Genomic DNA, 17,820 nt, shown 5'->3' on the forward strand with positions numbered 1-17,820 from the left:
CCCGGTTTTTCCGGAGCGCCGCCTTGGCGCCGCGAAGAGGACGACGAGAGGCGATGGCTTTCTGGAGCACGGCCGATGTGGAGCTCGTTTCGCGCGTCGTCACGGCGAAGACGAAGAACGATCGCCGCGTGCGCGGCAAGCTGACCTTGCACTTCGCCGAGGCGCAGACGCAGGGGAATGCCGACGACGCCGCCGATCGGTGTGCCACGCTCGCCGAGGAGCTCTTCGGCGAGGCCGACGATCACGAGCAGCTCATCGGCGCCGAGGCCGAGCTCGCCGCCGCGCTGCGGCTCCGCCTCCCGGCGCGGTTCCCCTCGATCCGCTCGCTCGACCTCGCGGCGCTGCACGTCGTCGGCGATCCGGGCACATCGGCCGCGCTGCGGCGCGCGTCGACCACCACCATGCGCGCCGTGACCGGGCCCGTCTCCACGCCGGCGCCGAACACGATGCGAGGACGCGCCACGCCCTCGTCGATGCCCCCGAGCGGCGACGTTCCCTCGGGCAGCTTCCGCGTCGCGCAGCTCGGGAGCGCGCCTTCGGGCACCTTCCGCGCGCCGATCGCGAGCTCGGGGCCGGCGAGCGGGCCGATCTCGACGCCTGGACCTCGCTCCTCGCCGCCGACGCGGCGGGGCACGCTCGGCCGGATGCGCGCGATCATGCCGGGGATGATGCTCGCGCCGGGCGCGCCGCCGGAGGCGATTGGCCAGGGGCTCGCGCCCTTCGTGCGGGACTGCGCCGGCCGCATCCTCGTCGGCTTCCTCCGCGGCTACGACCTGCTCGCGCTGCGCGGCCTCGCGCTCGAAGAAGGCTCGGCCGAGATGCTGGCCGCGCTCGTCCCGGTCTCCGACGCGCCGCTCGGCGGCTACGAGGCGAGCCGCACGGCCGAGCTCGCGCGCTGGCAAAATGCCTTCGGCGAGGCCGTCTTCCAGCGCGTGCGCCGCGAGAGCCAGGTCGCGGCCATCTACCTCGCGCACATGGCGCTCGGCCGCCTCGGCGTGCCGCCCAGCGTCGGCTTGCCCATCCTGCAGGAGGCTGCGCCTGCGGCCTTCGCCGGCGAGCGCGGCACGGTCCTCGAGATGGCGCGGTACGTCTCGACCCCCGCGGAGAGCTTCGTGCCCGCGCTCTGCCAGAACCTCGTGGAGATCGTCGGCCACGGCGACGCGCCGCAGCTCGCGGCCGCGCTCGCCCCGCTCGTCACGTCGGTCGAGGAAGACATGGCCATCGCCGCGACGTTCGCCAGGGACGCGTCGGGCGTCTAGCCGCCCTGCGGTTCGGACGCGGACGCGCGTTCGACGTCGACGTGCTCGCCGGGCTCGTCGGCAACGGCTGGGGTCTTCGTCGACATGCCCGCCGCGCTTGTCGGCAACGGCTGGGGTCCTTGTCGACATGCTCGCCGTGGTTGCTGGCAACGCCCGGGGTCCTTGTCGACATGCTCGCCGTGGTTGCCGGCAACGGCTGGGGTCCTTGTCGACATGCTCGACGTGGTTGCCGGCAACGGCTGGGGGCCTTGTCGACATGCTCGCCGCGCTTGCCGGCAACGGCTGGGGTCTCTGTCGACATGCTCGACGTGGTTGCCGGCAACGGCTGGGGGCTTTGTCGACATGCTCGACGTGGTTGCCGGCAACGGCTGGGGTCCTTGTCGACATGCTCGCCGTGGTTGCCGGCAACGGCTGGGGTCCTTGTCGACATGCTCGCCGTGGTTGCCGGCAATGGCTGGGGTCCTTGTCGACATACTCGCCGTGCTTGTCGGCAACGGTTGGGGGCCTGCAGCTCGAGCACGTCGCCGTCCTCGTGGCCGAGGAACCGGAGGAAGCGGGAGATGTTCGCGGGAAGCCCTTCGTCCGCCGCGTCGTTCAGGCGCTCGCGGAGGTCACGCGCTCGTGGCGTCGGGTGGGACGGATTGTCGGGAGGATGGTCGGTGCGCGTGGTGTCCACGTGCGGGCAAAGCCTGGGGGGATGGCGGGCGGGGACACGCGACGCGCACGGGCGGTGAACGTAGCCGTCCACACGCTAACGCACCCGAGCGCGGCAATATCAAGGAATGATTCCGATCGCAGTTCTGCCCGCAGGCGTGAGTCCATATCGGACGCTGGGTGCGACCGCCGCCGCAACTTCCTCCACAAGTCCGCGCCGCCCCAACTCGGCGAGCACGTCTAGGAGGTTGGGGCGCTCAGCAAGCGCTATCGTGGAGAGTCTACGCTCGATCTGGTACCAGCCGAGTGGCTCGCCGGCACGTGCCAGGACCGTGAGCACGGCTCGCTCGAATTCGGTCATTGCATCACGCTCGGGTGATAGAGAACACCGGGACCCTCGACGAGGCCGTAATCAGCAAGCGTCGCGGAGAGCCCTCGCGAGGTCCGGCCGCCGCCTGAGCCGGCGAGGTTGTCCGAGGACGCGGCTCGGGAGTATGAGGACTGGGGGCTCACCCCGGCGGACGTCTCTGCGCTCGCGGAGGACCGCGGCAGGGAGTGTCTCGAGCGGATTTGCCATGCGCGCCACCAGAACTTCATTCCGAAGGGCAAGAAGCCCGCCGCGACGCACGACGGGCAGTCGCTGTCGACGGGGAGCGGGAGCGGCGGAGGAGGTGGCGCGAAGACGACGGTCACGACGACGAAGCCGGTGTCGGGCAGTAGCCGCAGCGGCGAAACAGGATCATACACGAACGCACGCCAGCGGAAAAACGTACGATGGGAAAGGTAGTCGAGAGCGCTCCCAGGTATCCGGTCGTCGCATCGAGCGGAAAACCGGAGACCAGCATGTAGCAACAGACTGGAGGCCCGCGCCAAACGGGAGAGAAGCTTTCAAGGAAGAAGCACGTCGGCTGCAGAAACACGGCGGTCCGGCTCGCCCTGACAACTACAACGAGATCGAGTCTCCGGGGGAAAAGCTACTCGAACAGAAAAAATGATGGATTACCCCAACGATGCCGATGGCGCCGCCCTGCGTCGCATAGCGACACGGTGCGACATGTCGAAGCCGATGGATATCGAATTCGTTGTATCAGTCCCGGATCAAGCTGCGGGAGCAGAATTGGCGCATCTGGTGACGAAGCATGGCTATACCCCGTCGCTCGAGTTCGAAGAAGAAGCCAAGGAATGGATCTGCTACTGCACCAAGCGGATGGTTCCTACATACGAGGCGGTCGTCGCTGCGCAGCAGGAGCTCGATGAGCTGGGCGCACAGGTGGGAGGGTACTCCGATGGATGGGGGACATTCGGAGAGTGAGCGCGGAGGTGTCCGAACCATACAAATTCGCTTCCCTCTTTCACCCGAGGACCAGGCTGCGGGAGTAGACGCAGAGAATCTCTGGGACGTTCGAGGAAGGCCATGGCAGCCGCGGTGCTGGTGGAACCCGATAAACCGGTCGAGTAGCGGGAGCGAAGGCGGATGCGGAGGCGGAGGCGGGAGTCAAGCGAGCGCGAGCGTCTTCAGGTGCTCTCGGGCGAGATGCAGGCGGCCGTGGACGGTCTTCGTCTTGAGCCCGAGCGATCCGGCAATCTCCTGGATCGAGCGGCCCTCCAGGTACGGCATCACCACGGCCCGGATGCGTGGTCGGAGTTTCCCGAGAAATCGCTTGAGCCGAAACATCCCGTACGTCGCCTGCACGAGCAGCCCCGTCGAATCCGCTCCTTCCTGCTCGGCGAAGTCATCCGCGAGCCCTGAAAAGACCTCTCGCTCGTGACGCACCAGGGCTCGGTGATTGCGTGCGTGGTTGAGCCCGATCACCAGGAGCCACGGACGCGCCTGCTCCGGCGTCACAAGGCGCGAGAGGTTCCGCCACGCCGTGATGAAGACCTCCTGCAAGACGTCCTCCACGTCCCGGGAAGGAATGAACTGTCCGAGAAGGAGACGGCGAAGGAAGTCGCGGTGTTCGAGGTAAAGCCGCCCGAGGAGGGCGTGCGCCGCCGTAAAGTTTGCCGGCGGAGGATGGACGAGTATCGTGCTCACAGCTTGTGAACTCCAGTTCCGTTGGGGTTTGCAGGTGAGACGCCGGTCGGTGTTGAAGGCGCCGGCTGGCGTCGCTTGTTTTGTCTCACAGGTTGGGGGAGAAGGAAATCTATAAATGCGGAGATTGGTTCGTCTTGGAAGAACCAGGATCCGCCGGGATTGCGTGACGGGGCCGCGGGAATGAGAAGGAGATCGTGGCTGCCGCTGCCGCTGCCGCTGCCGTTGCCGCTGCCGTTGCCGCTGCCGTTGCCGCTGCCGTTGCCGTTGCCGTTGCCGTTGCTGGGGGAAGGCGTGCCGCCATGGGGGACGGCACGCCCCGGTCATTACTGGCGTGTGAGGCGGTGCAGGGTGGCTACGATACGGTCGAGCGTGTCGAGCAGGTTCGTGTCCACTTTTTCGATGTACCCGAGCGCTTCTGCGACTTCCAGGCATGCGCGGACCTCCGATGCCGACCCCATGGCGGTGTACCACCGTGCCCGTGCGTTCCTTCCCTGCGAATACGCGCCTTCGCCCAGGTTCAGCGCAATGCTCGTAGCCGCGCGCCGTAGCTGATCCCCGAGATTCGGATCCTTCGTCCCGACTCGTTCGATCACCGGCCGCAAAGTCCTGAGCATCTCGATCGCCACGCCATAAATCCTGAGTACCATTGTTTCCTCCGTATCCCCGACCGGGGACCCCGGACCCCGGCCCGCGCGCGGAGGAAGGCGAAAGGCTGCGAGGCGAAGCCTCGCACCGCGCGCAGCCGCCCGGAGCCGCGCGCAGCGAAGCGAGCACGGCGAGGACGGCGAGCACGGCTCGGCCTTTCGCCTTCCGAGCACGCGGGCACAATCGACCTCCCCGGACGAAAACAAAGAACAACCGTCCCGAAAGCCCCGGCAACGGCAACGGCAACGGCAACGGCAACGGCAACGGCAACGGCAACGGCAACGGCAACGGCAACGGCAACGGCAACGGCAGCGGCAACGGCAGCGGCAACGGCAGCGGCTCAGACTCCGGGCCGTTTCCGTTCCCTCCGCGCTCGCAAAAGGCTAAAGCGTCGATCGTGCTCCCCGCGTCCGCCCGGCGTCTCGCTGCGATCCTCGCCATGTCCACCGCCTCCACCATCTCCGCATTGTCGTGCTCTCCCGCCGGTGGAGCGCCGCCCGTCCAACCCGAAGGCACCTCCTCCCCAGACACCTCCTCCGCGCCCGGCCCCGCCGCTCCTCCCGCCCCGCCCGACGCTCCCGATCGCACCTTCGCCGCACTCGCCGAGCGCTTCCTCTCGGGTTACCTCGCGCGCGAGCCTGTCGCGGCCACCGAGGCGGGCGAGCACGCGCATGACGCGCGCTGGCCCGATCGCAGCGACGACGGCGAGGCTGAGGCACGCCGCTTCTACGTCGGCCTCCTCGAAGAGCTCGACCGCATCCCTGCCTCGACGCTCGATGCGCAGGGCCGCGTCGATCACGCGATGCTCGGCAACCAGCTCCGGTACGCGGTCTTCGCGATCGATGAGCTCCGCGAGGCATCCGAGAGCCCGCTCTACTACACGCGCCTCGTCGGCGACGGCCTCGATCCGCTCGTCACGCGGAGCTTCGGCACGCCCGCTTCCCGCGCGAAGAGCCTCGCCGGGAGGCTCCAAGGCATCCCCGCGATCGTCGCGGCCGCGAAGAAACGGCTCGGTCGTCCTCCGCGCCTGCACACCGAAACGGCCATCGTGCAGAACCGCGGCCTCGTCTCGCTTTGCCGCGGCGACGTCCTCGCTCCCTACGGAAAACTCCCCGACGCGGCGCTCGTCTCCGAGCTCGCCGCTGCGAGCGAGCGGGCGGCCAAGGCGCTCGAAGACTACCAGGCCTTCCTCGAAAAGGACCTCCTGCCCCGCAGCGACGGCGAGATCCGCCTCGGCCGCGCGCGCTTCGAGAAGAAGCTCCGGTTCTACCTCGACGACGACGTCCACGTCGACGCGATCGCCAAGGACGCCCGCGCGCTGCTCGAACGCACGCAGGCCGAGATGGTCGAGACCTCGAAGGAGCTCTGGCCGACGCTCTTCCCCAAGCGAAAGCTCCCCACGACGACGACGCTCGTCGACCGCAAGCAGCTCGTGCGCGAGGTCCTCGCGGCGCTCGGCGACGAGCATCCGACGAACGAGACGATCGTCTCCGAGGCGCGTGATCTCGTGCAGAAGGCGACGACGTTCGTCCGCGAGCACGACATCGTGCGCGTGCCCGACGAGGTCTGTCAGGTCATCGAGATGCCCGAGTACCGGCGCGGCGTGGCCATCGCGTATTGCGACGCCTCGGGCCCGCTCGAGCCTCGCGCCGAGACCTTCTACGCGATCGCGCCCACGCCGAACGACTGGGACGACAAGCGCAGGCTCTCGTTTTACCGCGAGTACAACCGCAGCATGCTCGCCGACCTCACGGTGCACGAGGCGATGCCCGGGCATTTCCTGCAGCTCATGCACAACAACCGCTTCCCTTCGAAGCTCCGGGCCGTGTTCTCGAGCGGCCCGTTCGTCGAGGGCTGGGCCGTCTACAGCGAGTGGGTCATGGCCAAGCACGGCTTCGGCGGCCCGAAGGTGCGCATCCAGCGCGAGAAGATGGTGCTCCGGCTCGCGGTGAACGCGCTGCTCGACCACGGCGTGCACGCCGGCTCCATGACCGAGGCCGAGGGGCTCGCGCTCATGACGAACGAGGCCTTCCAGGAGGAGGGCGAGGCCGTGGGCAAGTGGAAACGCGCGCTCCTCACGAGCGCCCAGCTCACGACCTACTATTACGGCTTCACCGAGATGATGAAGCTCCGCGCGGCGAACGAGGGCGCTCCGGGTTTCACGGAGCGAACCTTTCACGACAAAGTGCTGAGCTTCGGCTCGCCGCCGATGCGCCACCTGCGCGACCTCGTCCGGCCGTAAGGGAACCGCGCGATCGCATGCTCCGTCGCCTCCGCCGCGCCCTGCGTCGACGCATGTTCGAGCGCAAGCTCGCGTCCTTGCCTGCGCTGCTCGAACGCGCGCGGATCGCCGAGGCCGAGGCCGCGGCGTCGGAGGCGCTCGGGATCGGCGAGGAGGTCTTCGGCGCCGAGGCCGCCGAGCTCACGACGCCGCTCTACGTGATGGCCGCAGCGCGGCTCTCGGCGGGCCGCACGGAGGACGCGCTCGCCGCCTGCGCGCGGGCCATCCGCATCGCCGAGGCGCTCGCCGGCGCGCCCACCGAGCCTCGCCTGCCGAAGCTCTACGAGCTCGCGGCCGCGATCCACGAGCGCGCCGGCCGCCTCGACGAGACGACGCGCCTCTACCGCAGGCTCCTCGCGGGCTACGAGCGCATGCGCAGCCCCGACGAGGCCGCGATCGCCGATGTCGCGGGCCGGCTCGGCCTGCTCCTCGGCAAGCAGAAACAGGCCGCGGAGGCCGAGCTCCTCCTCGCCCGCGCGCTCACCACGACCGAGCGTGTCTTCGGCGCGCGCTCGCGTCCCGCGGCCGAGGCCCTCTACAACCTCGGCACGGTGCTCGCGGCGGCGGGCCGGCGCGACGACGCGGCGCGGTCGTTGCGGCGCGCGATCGGCATCCTCACGGAGGGCGACGCGCGCGCGGACAGGGGGATCCTCGCGCTCGCGCAGCACAACCTCGCGACCCTCGTCGAGGCCGAGGGCCGCGCCGACGAGGCCGAAGACCTCTACCGACGCGCGCTCGACGCCCACGCCGGAGCGACGCGCGTCGATCCCCCGGAGATGCGCCCGACCCTCGTCCGGCTCGGCAACCTCCTCGAAGCGAAGGGCCGCGTGGACGAGGCGATCCCGCTCTACGACCACGCGCTCTCCCTCGCGGAGGCCGATCTCGGGCCGGATCACGAGGTCACGCGCGGGATCCGCGCCTTTCGCGAGGCCGCCGCCCGGCGGAAATCTCCGCCCGCGTGTTGAGATCCAGGACACGACATCCGTCCGTTCACCTGAAAAGCCACCTTTCAGACACCCCTCTGTCACGGTGCTGTGACGGACGTGCACCTAGCGTGCGGGTGCTCGGTCCAGTAAGGAGACGGCGCCCCGCGTCTCCGACGCGCGACCCCTCGGGTCAAGGCGCGGATGGACAGCCCCGGGGCGCCGAAAGGCTCTCGTCTGCATGGAGGCTCTTTTCGATCCGTCGCTCAGCAGCGGGGTGCGCGCGCTCCTCGCCCTCTGCCTCTTGATCGCCCTCGGCTTCGAGTTCGTGAACGGCTTTCACGACACCGCCAACGCGGTCGCGACGGTCATCTACACGAACAGCCTGAAGCCCCACGTCGCCGTCGTCCTCTCCGGCATCTGCAACTTCGTCGGCGTCTTCGCGGGCGGCATCGCGGTCGCCATGGGCATCATGAAGCTCTTGCCCGTGGAGCTGCTCGTCTCGAGCGGCGTGGGCGCGGGGCTCGCGATGGTGCTCGCCCTCTTGCTCGCGGCGATCTCGTGGAACCTCGGCACCTGGTACCTCGGCCTGCCCGCGTCGAGCTCCCACACCCTCATCGGCGCGATCCTCGGCGTCGGCATCGCCAACTCGCTCCTGCCTGGCCACAAGTTCGGCGACGGCGTGAGCTGGAGCAAGGCCGCGGACATCGGCATCGCGCTGCTCGTCTCGCCGCTCTTCGGCTTCAGCCTCGCGGCGCTGCTCGTCGTGCTGATCAAGCGCTACACGACGAACAAGACGCTGCTCGAGCCGCCGCCGAAGGACGCGCCGCCGCCGCGCGGGACGCGCGCCCTGCTCGTCTCGACCTGCGCGGCCGTGAGCTTCGCCCACGGCTCGAACGACGGCCAGAAGGGCGTGGGCCTCGTGATGCTCATCCTGATCGGCCTGGTCCCGGCCGGCTTCGCGATCAACATGGACGCGAGCCCCGCGGAGCTCGAGCGCACGCTGAAGGCGGCCGACAACGTCGCCGCGCTGGTGCGCGACCACCACGATCAGCACTCCAAGGTCGAGGCCGAGAAGACGATCGTGCGCCTCGACGAGCTCCACAAGTTCCTCGAGGGCCGCAAGTCCGCGGCCGAGATCCCGCGCGAAGACCGCTTCAAGTTCCGGCAGGACCTCCTGCTCGCGGACAAGTCCATCGACACCATGCAGAAGGGCGGCCACCTCGGCCTCACGCCCGAGGAGTCGAAGAAGCTCGCGGAGGAGCGCAAGGCCCTGCGTGCGCTCACGGAGTACGCGCCGAACTGGGTCCTCGTGGCGATCGCGCTCGCGCTCGGCATCGGCACGATGGTCGGCTGGAAGCGCATCGTCGTGACGGTCGGCGAGAAGATCGGCAAGAGCCACCTCACGTACGCGCAGGGCGCCTCGGCGGAGATCGTCGCGGCGAGCACGATCGGCGTCTCGGCCTGGCTCGGCTTGCCGGTGAGCACGACGCACGTGCTCTCCTCGGGCATCGCCGGCACGATGGTGGCGCAGCGCTCGGGCCTGCAGGGCTCGACGGTCCGCAACATCGGCCTCGCGTGGGTGCTCACCCTGCCCGCGTCGATGACGCTCTCCGCGCTATTTTTCCTGCTCTTCCGCGCGATCTTCAGCTGACGGGCACACGCGGCCCCCGAGGCTTCTCGGCCAGGGCTGCCTTCGATATCCTGCGCCTCGCCCATGCGCACCTTCAGCACCGAGGGTCCTTGTGATCCCGCGCGCCACTACCATCTGCCCGCGGCGCCGCGGCTCGCGGAGGGCCTCGGCCTCGTCGACGAAGGCGCGTATTTCCTGGTGCGAGCGCCGCGGCGCACGGGCAAGACCACGAGCCTCCGCGCCCTCGCGGCCGAGCTCCTCGCGTCGGGTCGGTATGCCGCGCTCGTGGCCTCCGCCGAGGTCGGCGAGCCCCTCGGGGACGACCTCGCCCGCGCGGAGGAATCCCTGCTCGCCTCGATCCGCCTCTCCGCGGAGCACGATTTGCCGCCCGAGCTTCGGCCGCCGCCGTTCCCTGCCTCGGCGGAAGGGACGCGGATCTGGGCGGCGCTCTCGGCCTGGGCGCGGGTTTGTCCGCGCCCGCTCGTCCTCCTCTTCGACGGCGCGGACACGCTGCACGGCGCCGCGCTCCGGACGGTCCTGCGCCAGCTCGAGATCGGTTTTCCGCGACGCCCTGCGGCCTTCCCGTGGTCCGTCGTCCTCGCTGGCCAGCACGACCTGCGGCTCGAACCTTTTGCGGCCGCGGGCGACGCGCCGGTTCGTCCGGGCCTCACGGGCCCTTTCGAGGTTGCCCTGTCGCCCGAATCGCTTCGTCGCTTCTCCGAGGACGAGGTTCGCGCGCTTTACGCGCAGCACACCCACGAGACGGGCCAGACCTTCGACGAGGCCGCGATCCGGGCCGCGTGGGAGGCGACGGCCGGTCATCCCTTCCTCGTGCAGGCGCTCGGCCGCGAGCTCGTGACGATCGTCCCGCGCGCCGAATCCATTTCCGAGGCGCACGTCCACGCGGCCGTCCATCACCTCGTCGATCGCCGCGTGACCCCGATCGACGCCCTCGCTGCGCGCCTCGCCGAGCCACGCGTCCGCCGCGTCGTCGAGCCGCTCCTCGCGGGCACGGCGCTCGTGGCGCGGGCCCACGACGACGACATTCGCCACGCACGTGACCTCGGCCTGCTCGCCGAGGACGACCCTGCGCGTATCGAGGGCGGCATCCATCGCGCGCTCGTCCCCCGCCTGCTCGCATCGGGCATCGGGCGCGCCGTCGCGGACGACCCCGCGCGGTTTTACAAGACAGACGGCGCCCTCGACGTCGAGGTGCTCCTCCATGCTTTCGCGGTGTTTTACAGGACGCACGCTCGCCATCTCGTCGCGGACGCCGCGTACGAGGCGGTCGCGCCCGAGCTCGTCTTCCTGGGTTGGCTCTTCCGCATGGTCGAGCGCCGCGGCTGGGTCGACGTTCACTGGGGCGGCTCGCACGGCCGGATCGACGTGACGCTGCGCGTGCCGCTCCAGAGCGGGGGTGAGCAGCACGAGGCGTTCGTCCTCTCGTCACGGCGCAAAGGAGAGCCGGGCGCCAAGGCGCGCGCGGTGGGCTTCCTGGAGGACGTGCTCGACGCGGAGGATCTCGCGAGCGGCACGGTCGTGCTCTTCGATCGCCGGGTCAAACGAGCCGCGGGAGAGCGCGTGAAGCTCAAGCAGACGACGACGGCGAAGGGCCGGGCCGCGCGGATGCTCCGGGCCTAGAACTTTCGCCCCGCCAAACGAAATTCTACCGAGACGAATCCTGGCCGGGGCACATCCATTTGACGAAATCCCCGTCGCGTGGGACGGTGGCCGGGGTGCAGACGCGTTACGACCAGGCCTGCAAGCAGCTCCTCCGCGCGGCGCTCGCGCCCCTCGGGGCATTCACGCCCGAGGTCGAGGTGAGCCCCGATCCTCAGCGCGTCGATGGCTGGTTCGTCCCCGATCCGACGCGCTCCTCTTCCGTCGGCGCGAGCCTCCTTGGCCGGATGAGCCGCGCGGCGTGCACCTTCGAGGTCTTCTCGGATACCCCCGACGACACCGAGATCGTCTCGTGCGTTCGCAAGCAGCTCAATTTGAGGCATGTGCTCCTCGGACGCGCGTCGCCCCCGCCCTTGCCTCATCTATGGGTCCTCTCCTCCGGGCGTCCCACGAAGGGCCTGCGCGCGCTCGCGGCGCGCAGCAAGCGGGCCTGGCCGCGCGGCGTTTATGGCATCGCGCCCGGGCTCCATACGTCGGTCGTCGCCGTGAGCGAGCTCCCCGAGGACCGGTCGACCCTGCTTCTCCGGCTCATGGGACGCGGACGAACCCTTCGGCGGGCCATCGGGGAGCTCAAAACACTCGGGGCGGACGACTTCGAGCGATGCATCGCGCTGCCGATCCTGATACGCTACCGTATCGAAGCCGCGACGGCCCCTGTCACCCCCACGGACGAGGAGTTGCTGATGAACACGCAAGAAATCATGGACATGTGGGAGCGCCAGGCCAAGGAGCAGGGTCGCCAGGAAGGACGCCAGGAGGGACGCCAGGAAGGACGCCAGGAGGGACGCCAGGAAGGCGCCCAGGAAGGCCTCCTCCGCGGGCAACGTCGCACCATGCTCCAGCTCCTGCGCCTTCGCTTCGGCGAGTTGCCTCCGGCGGTCGTTGCTCGTATCGAGGCTGCGGATTCGGCCGCCCTCGATCAATGGACGGCGCGGGTCCTCGCGGCGAAGACGCCCGAGGAGGTCGTGGCGTAGCTCCGATCAGGACTCGGTCGGCGTCAGATCCGCCACACGGTGGATCGTCCAGCGCTCCGTGCCGTCCACGATCACCGCGGCGAGCTGCTTCTGGTATTCCGCGTGGTACGGCACCGCGGCCATATCTCGCCACGCCGCTTCGAGATCGTCCACGTTATCGATCGGCACTTCGAGCTCGACCAGCGACTCGGGCCCGCCGATGCTGCCGGAGAGGACACGCAGCGACCGCCAGCCGATGCGTTGTGCCACGTCGACGTACCACTTCCGCAGCACCCTCAGACACTCGTCCCTGCGGCCGAACCGGGCCGTGAACTGCCAACGTGCAACGTACATGATCCGGGCTCCCTTCTGGCGCGATCGTCCGCCCCCCCGCAGGCGCCCGCGTGCGCGCGGCGCGCGGAGAGGCCCGGGTCGCGGGGCCCCTCGGACCTCGCGCACCCCCGTGAGCCCGGCATCATAATCCCCGACGCGCACTCCGGGATCCAAAAACGTTCGAGCGAAACGTGACACGTCGCGTCACGGATCATCATCGAATCACGATCACGCCCGGCTCGCCGTCGCGGTAGAGCGCCTCGACCAGGCGCGAGCGGCGCGTGAGGACCGCGCGCTGGTTGATGTACCCCTTGTCGGTGATCTCGCCGGCGTCGATGCTCGGCGGCTCGACCAGGAACATCACGCGCGCGATTCGCGTGCTGCTCCCGGGGTGCGCCTCGTTGTACGCGCGGAGGCCCGCCGTGAGGCATGAAAGGACCTCCGGACGCAGCACGAGGGATTCGAGCGGCTCGCCTTCGTTTGCCGCCGGGCAGAGCGAACGGCACCCGACGAGGCTCGGAAAGACGAGCAGCCCGATCTCGTCCCGATCGTGCCCCGCCACCACCGCGTCCTGGATCACGGGCGCTGCCGCGGCGATGGCCGTGATCCGCACCTGACCCACGTGCACCCACGTCGCGCTCGTCAGCTTGAAATCCTCGGCCACGCGGCCATCGAAGACGACCCCTTTCGCGGGATCGGCCAGATCCGCGAGCTTGCCGGCGTCGCCGATCTTGTAAAACCCTTCCTCGTCGAAGGCCTCACGCGTGAGATCCTCGCGACCGAAATAGCCGGGCGTCACGTTCGGCCCGCGCACGCGCATCTCCAGCTTGCTGCCGTTCGGCACCATCTTGAGCTCGCATCCGGGCGCGGGCAGGCCGATCACGCCCGCGCGATCGATCTGGAAATGCACCGTGGTCACCATCGGCGCGGTCTCCGTCGAGCCCCACGCCGAGACCATCGTGACGCGCTCGCCGCGCGCCCTTCGGCTCACGTCTTCGAGCCGCTTCCACGTGCTCTGTGGCAGCGCGGCGGCGGCATAAAACAGCAGATCGAGCTCCCGAAAGAAATGGTCGCGCAGGCCGGCGTCGTTCTCGAGGTGCGGCAGGATCGCGTCGAACCCGCGCGGCACGTTGAAATAGAGCGTGGGCGCGACCTCGCGCAGGTTTCGCACGGTCTTCTCGACGAGCTCGAGCATCGGGCGGCCCTCGTCGATGAAGAGCGTGCCGCCGTGGAACAGCACCATGTTGAAGTTGTGGTTGCCCCCGAACGTGTGGCTCCACGGCAGCCAATCGACGACGACCGGCGGCCTTTTTCGCAGGAAAGGCCAGACCTCCACGATCGCTTGCTGGTTCGAGCAGAGCATGCGGTGCGTGTTGAGCACGCCCTTCGGCTCGCCCGTGGATCCCGAGGTGAACAGGATCTTCGCGACCGTGTCGGGACCGACCTTTTCCATCGCGCGGCCCGCCCGCTCGCCCGGCAGTTCGCGGCAAAGATCGTCGAAACGTGTCGCCGACGAGCTGCCCTCGGTCACCACGACCTCCGCGCCTCCGAGGTCGAGCGCCCCGAGCGCCCTGCCAAACCGGCCCTCGTCCCGCGCATAAACGAGGCCCGGCTTCACGAGGCCGAGGATGTACCTGAGCTTCTCGAAATCACGCGAGAGCAGCGCATACGCCGGCGACACCGGGCACACGGGGACCCCCACGAGCATCGCCCCGAGCGCGAGCAGCGCGTGGTCGATGCCATTCTCGCTCAGGATCACGATCGGGCGCGCGGCCGACAGATCCCGCCGCGCGAGCGCCTCGCCGATCGAAGCCACGACCGCCGCGGCATCGCCGTACGTCACCCGACGCACGCCCCCGGATGCCTCCCGTTCGGCGAGAAAAACCCGATCGGGCGCGCGATCCGCCCAGGCGTAGAGCAGCTCGCCGAGGTGCCGCGGATAGGCCGGCAGCGGCCTCGGCGAGCGCAGGATCATGCCTCCGCCCGGCAGGTTCGTCACGACGACCTCCGGCGGCGCGAATTCGAGGCGGACGGCCTTGTTCATGACGAACCTCGTCAGATCGCGATATCGTTGGCGAGCGCCGCGGCGAGCGCGCGATCCTCCTCGTCCCGCACGAGGTCCACCCCGCGCGTGAGGAATCGCAGCGCCGCCGCCCGCGGGCGGCCGTCGTTCTGGTGCACGAGCGCGTGCGACGCGTGCCCCACGAGCAGCGCGAGCTCGTACGCGCGGCCGAGCGTCAACGCGAACCGCCGCGCGCCCGCCTCGACGCCGAGCGCGTCTTTCTGGAACGTCGCGGCGAGCCACCGCGCCGCGTGCGTCGCCGCGGCCACCGCCGCCTCCCCTGCCCGCCGGAGCGCGTCGTCCGGCGCCGCCGACACGAGCGATCGAATGTCGGCGAGCAGATCCTCGAGCGGCGCCTCCTTTTGCAGAGCGCGCAGCGTGTCGAGCGAGAGCACGTTCGTCGTGCCCTCCCAGATCGGCAGGACCTGCGCGTCGCGATAGATACGCGGAATCCCCGTGTCCTCGACGTACCCGGCGCCGCCGAAGCATTCGAGCACCTCGCTCAGCACGGTGACCGCCTGCTTGCCCGTCGTGAGCTTCGCGAGCGGCGTCACGAGGCGCAGAAGGCGCGCCTCCGACTCCGTGATCACGCCCGCCTCCTCGCGCCCGAGCAGCTCGACGGCGCGGAACGCGAGGTGAAAGGCCCCCTCGGCCTCGGCCGCGAGGTCGGCGAGCGTGTCGACGTGCAATGGTTTGTCCGAGAGCGACGCGCCGAACTGCACGCGTCGACGCGCATAATCCCGGGCGAGCGCGAGGCCGCGCCGCATGCCCGCCGCCGCGCAGACGGCGTTCCACGTGCGCGTCACGTTCAGCATCGGCGTGATGTTGCGAATCCCGTCCGCGAGCCCCTTCACCGGCACGGCCAGCGCGCCCTCGAGCGAAAGCTCCGCCGTCGGCACCTTCCGGGTCCCGAGTTTGTCCTTCAGGCGATTGACCTGGATCCCGTTCATTCGCCCGTCCGGCCCGAAGACCTCCACGTAAAACAGCGCGAGCCCGCGGCCGCCGGGCGGGTTCCCCTCCGGCCGGCCCAGCGTCAGCGCCATTTGCGACGTCGTCGCCGACGTGAACCATTTCGTCCCGTAGAGCCGATAATTCCCCTCCGCGTCCTTCCGCGCCTCCGTCTCGGAGAGCCCGACGTCGCTGCCGCCGGTCCGCTCGGTCATCCATTGCCCGCTCGTCCACGCGAGCGCCGGATCGCGGTTCGTCAGGCGCGCGAACGCCCTCGCCGCGAAATCGTTCTCGTCCCGCACGTCGCGGTGCGAGAGCAGCGTCTTGGCGGCGCCGTCGGTCATCGCGAGCGGACAGGTGTACACGTCGGTCGAGGCATCGAAGAGATAGACCAGGGCAAACTGGTGCACGCGCGAGACCGCGCCGCTGCGTTTTTCATAGGCCGTCGCGACCACGCCCTTTTCGGCGGCGATCCGCGCCGCCCGCTTCCAGACCGGCGTCACTTCGATCTGATCGACACGATGGCCCCACGCGTCCCACTGCGTCAGCTTGGGCTCGTTCAGACGGTCTTCGAGCTGGAGCCGGTAGAGCTCGCCGCCGGCGAGCTCGCCCATCTCGCGGAGACCGGGCTCGGCCTCACGGAGGACGTCGGGCGGGCACACACGCTGGAGGTACGAGCGGAGGACCCGGTCGTCGTCGTACTGGTTGCCGATCGCAGGGGGGGCTTGGTAGAAGGCCATCGCGCGGGAGTATACGCAAAATCGGCTTCCCGCGTGACGCAGAATCGACTAGGGACGCCGCCATGCACCAAGGCCGGTTCTCGCTCGCTCTCGTTATCTCGATCGCCGCGCTCGCCGCGGGTTGCGGCGCTTCCACGCCCCCGCCCGCCTCTGCCGACGCCGCCAAGGCGGCCCCGAAATCCGAGACGCCCGCGCCCGAGGGCGAAGCGACGGCCGAAGCGCCGCCCTCCGAGGAGGGCGAAGGCGAGGCCGAGCCCCCGGAGCCGAGCTTTGCGGAGCTGCGCAAGGCCGCGATGGCCTGCGCTGCCGAGGAGGACGGCTCGCTCGACAACTGCGAAGCCTTCGACCAATGGATCGACGCGGAGCAAGCGTTCGAGAATGGCAAGGCGAACCCGGAGCTCCTGAAGATGCTCGGGAGCCAGGATGCCAAGGAGCGACGCGTCGCGGCCGAGAAGCTCATCCAGACGCTGAACGAAGAGACCACCGACGCCGCGAAGGCGGACGCCGTGCTCAACGCGGCCGAAAAGGAGCGCGACGAGAACCTCGCCAAGCTGTTCGGGCGGTTCGTCGGCGGCCTGCCCCTCGTCAAGGTGGGCAAGATCGATCGGGCGATCACGATCGCCAAGGCGCACCCGGTCTCCGATTACACGGAAGCGTTCCTGTTCGCGGTGGCCTCCGACAATCGTGACCCCAAGGTCGTGGCCTACGCGATCGAGGCCAGCAAACACACGTCCAGCTCGCTGCGCAGCCTCGCGCTGCATACCCTCGGCGAGCTCGCCCCGCACTTTCCCGCTGAAACCTGCAAGGTCCTCAACGGCCTCCGCGCCGACAAGGACAATTTCGTGAAGAACCGCGCGGCCGAGAGGCTCGCCGCGGTCGACGCGTGCGCGTCCTTCACGGACAAGCTCCTCGCCGACCTCGCCGCCGTCGACGTGAAGAAAGACGTCAACCAGGATCTCGGAATCGCGCTGCAAAAGATCTGCAAGCGGAGCGATCTCACGCCCGCCCAGCGCAGCGCGGGGAGCAAGGCCGCTCGTCGCATCACGGAGGCCCCCGCCGTCCACACGAACACGCGGTATTACACGATGGCGGCCGTCATCGGCTGCGATCCCAAGGACGGCATGGCCTACGTCGCCAAATACAAGAACGACAAGGACAAGACGATCGCCGGCCGCGCGGCCGAGCTGACGAACAAGGGCTACTGACGTCGGGGCGCCCAGGCGGCGCCCTCGTACGTGAGCACCGAGAGCGGGTACGAGGGGGCGCCGGCGGCGACCGCATTCAGGATCTCGCGCGCCTCCTCCCCGCGCAGGGGCAAACCCTGCAGTTCGTCGAGCTTCACCCAGCGGGCGCCGAGGGAGTGCTCGTCGGGCTCGCTCTTCGGGGTCGGGTCGCCGTCGGGTCGCGCCAGGAAAAACACGCGGCAGCGCGCCGTGCCGCTCGGGTGCGGCGAGTGCTCGACGCGCAGGACGCCCTGGATCGCCGCGCGCACGCCGGCCTCTTCGAGCGTCTCGCGCACCGCGGCGTCGACGATCCGCTCACCCGGCTCGACGCGCCCGCCGGGCAGGTACCACGTTTGCCCGTGCCCGCGCTCGTGCACGAGCAGGTACTCGTCACCACGCCGCACGACGACCATCGCGAAGAACCAGGTAGGGATGGGCCTGCGGGACACCC

General features: G+C 69.4%; 15 protein-coding genes. 8 read left to right on the forward strand and 7 right to left on the reverse strand.

Annotated elements, in window-relative coordinates; all coding sequences use genetic code 11:
- The first annotated feature begins 53 nt into the window (after window positions 1–53).
- Window positions 54–1,259 (forward strand): hypothetical protein, encoded by a 1,206-nt coding sequence (locus QHF85_RS23360; RefSeq protein WP_281329495.1) that lies wholly within the window; start codon window positions 54–56, stop codon window positions 1,257–1,259.
- A 775-nt stretch (window positions 1,260–2,034) separates the two neighbouring features.
- On the opposite strand, the gene QHF85_RS23365 is transcribed toward QHF85_RS23360, so the two are convergent.
- Window positions 2,035–2,274, reverse strand: coding sequence for a hypothetical protein (locus QHF85_RS23365; protein WP_281329496.1), 240 nt, complete (start codon window positions 2,272–2,274; stop codon window positions 2,035–2,037).
- A 630-nt stretch (window positions 2,275–2,904) separates the two neighbouring features.
- On the opposite strand from QHF85_RS23365, the gene QHF85_RS23370 reads away from it, so the two are divergent.
- Window positions 2,905–3,225 carry a ribonuclease E inhibitor RraB gene (locus QHF85_RS23370; protein WP_281329497.1) on the forward strand — a complete coding sequence of 107 codons (321 nt, stop codon included), beginning with the start codon at window positions 2,905–2,907 and terminating at the stop codon, window positions 3,223–3,225.
- A 183-nt stretch (window positions 3,226–3,408) separates the two neighbouring features.
- Here QHF85_RS23370 and QHF85_RS23375 read toward each other — a convergent pair whose 3' ends face one another.
- Entirely contained in the window at window positions 3,409–3,948 is a 540-nt protein-coding gene (locus QHF85_RS23375; RefSeq protein ID WP_281329498.1) for a sigma-70 family RNA polymerase sigma factor, read from the reverse strand.
- A gap of 323 nt (window positions 3,949–4,271) precedes the next feature.
- On the reverse strand, window positions 4,272–4,574 hold the full coding sequence (locus tag QHF85_RS23380; RefSeq protein WP_281329499.1) for a four helix bundle protein: 303 nt from the start codon (window positions 4,572–4,574) through the stop codon (window positions 4,272–4,274).
- 458 nt (window positions 4,575–5,032) lie between these two features.
- Here QHF85_RS23380 and QHF85_RS23385 point away from each other — a divergent pair, with 458 nt between their 5' ends.
- The 5 genes from QHF85_RS23385 to QHF85_RS23405 all read left to right on the forward strand — a co-directional run bounded on the left by QHF85_RS23385 (window position 5,033) and on the right by QHF85_RS23405 (window position 12,084).
- Window positions 5,033–6,835: a DUF885 domain-containing protein gene (locus tag QHF85_RS23385; RefSeq protein WP_281329500.1), complete on the forward strand. Its 1,803-nt coding sequence runs from the start codon at window positions 5,033–5,035 to the stop codon at window positions 6,833–6,835.
- A gap of 17 nt (window positions 6,836–6,852) precedes the next feature.
- Window positions 6,853–7,839, forward strand: a complete 987-nt coding sequence (locus QHF85_RS23390) for a tetratricopeptide repeat protein (RefSeq protein ID WP_281329501.1) — start codon at window positions 6,853–6,855, stop codon at window positions 7,837–7,839.
- A 199-nt stretch (window positions 7,840–8,038) separates the two neighbouring features.
- Window positions 8,039–9,451 (forward strand): inorganic phosphate transporter, encoded by a 1,413-nt coding sequence (locus QHF85_RS23395; RefSeq protein ID WP_281329502.1) that lies wholly within the window; start codon window positions 8,039–8,041, stop codon window positions 9,449–9,451.
- A 63-nt stretch (window positions 9,452–9,514) separates the two neighbouring features.
- Window positions 9,515–11,071, forward strand: coding sequence for an ATP-binding protein (locus QHF85_RS23400; protein ID WP_281329503.1), 1,557 nt, complete (start codon window positions 9,515–9,517; stop codon window positions 11,069–11,071).
- 95 nt (window positions 11,072–11,166) lie between these two features.
- Window positions 11,167–12,084 (forward strand): hypothetical protein, encoded by a 918-nt coding sequence (locus tag QHF85_RS23405; protein WP_281329504.1) that lies wholly within the window; start codon window positions 11,167–11,169, stop codon window positions 12,082–12,084.
- A gap of 6 nt (window positions 12,085–12,090) precedes the next feature.
- Here the strand turns inward: QHF85_RS23405 and QHF85_RS23410 are convergent, their stop codons facing one another.
- From QHF85_RS23410 to QHF85_RS23420, 3 genes are all read right to left on the reverse strand, one after another.
- Window positions 12,091–12,417 (reverse strand): hypothetical protein, encoded by a 327-nt coding sequence (locus tag QHF85_RS23410; RefSeq protein WP_281329505.1) that lies wholly within the window; start codon window positions 12,415–12,417, stop codon window positions 12,091–12,093.
- 193 nt (window positions 12,418–12,610) lie between these two features.
- Window positions 12,611–14,440 (reverse strand): feruloyl-CoA synthase, encoded by a 1,830-nt coding sequence (locus tag QHF85_RS23415; protein ID WP_281329506.1) that lies wholly within the window; start codon window positions 14,438–14,440, stop codon window positions 12,611–12,613.
- Between the two features lie 11 nt (window positions 14,441–14,451).
- Window positions 14,452–16,146, reverse strand: a complete 1,695-nt coding sequence (locus tag QHF85_RS23420) for an acyl-CoA dehydrogenase family protein (protein WP_281329507.1) — start codon at window positions 16,144–16,146, stop codon at window positions 14,452–14,454.
- A gap of 62 nt (window positions 16,147–16,208) precedes the next feature.
- Between QHF85_RS23420 and QHF85_RS23425 the strand changes: the two genes are divergently transcribed.
- Entirely contained in the window at window positions 16,209–17,351 is a 1,143-nt protein-coding gene (locus QHF85_RS23425; RefSeq protein WP_281329508.1) for a hypothetical protein, read from the forward strand.
- Here the strand turns inward: QHF85_RS23425 and QHF85_RS23430 are convergent.
- The gene (locus tag QHF85_RS23430; RefSeq protein ID WP_281329509.1) at window positions 17,345–17,818 is read right to left on the reverse strand and encodes an NUDIX hydrolase; all 474 of its coding nucleotides are present in this window, start codon (window positions 17,816–17,818) and stop codon (window positions 17,345–17,347) included. The two genes, QHF85_RS23425 and QHF85_RS23430, sit on opposite strands and share 7 nt — an antisense overlap.
- Window positions 17,819–17,820 lie beyond the last annotated feature (2 nt).

This window comes from Polyangium sp. 6x1 (genome assembly GCF_029946515.1).
Taxonomy (GTDB): domain Bacteria; phylum Myxococcota_A; class Polyangia; order Polyangiales; family Polyangiaceae; genus Polyangium.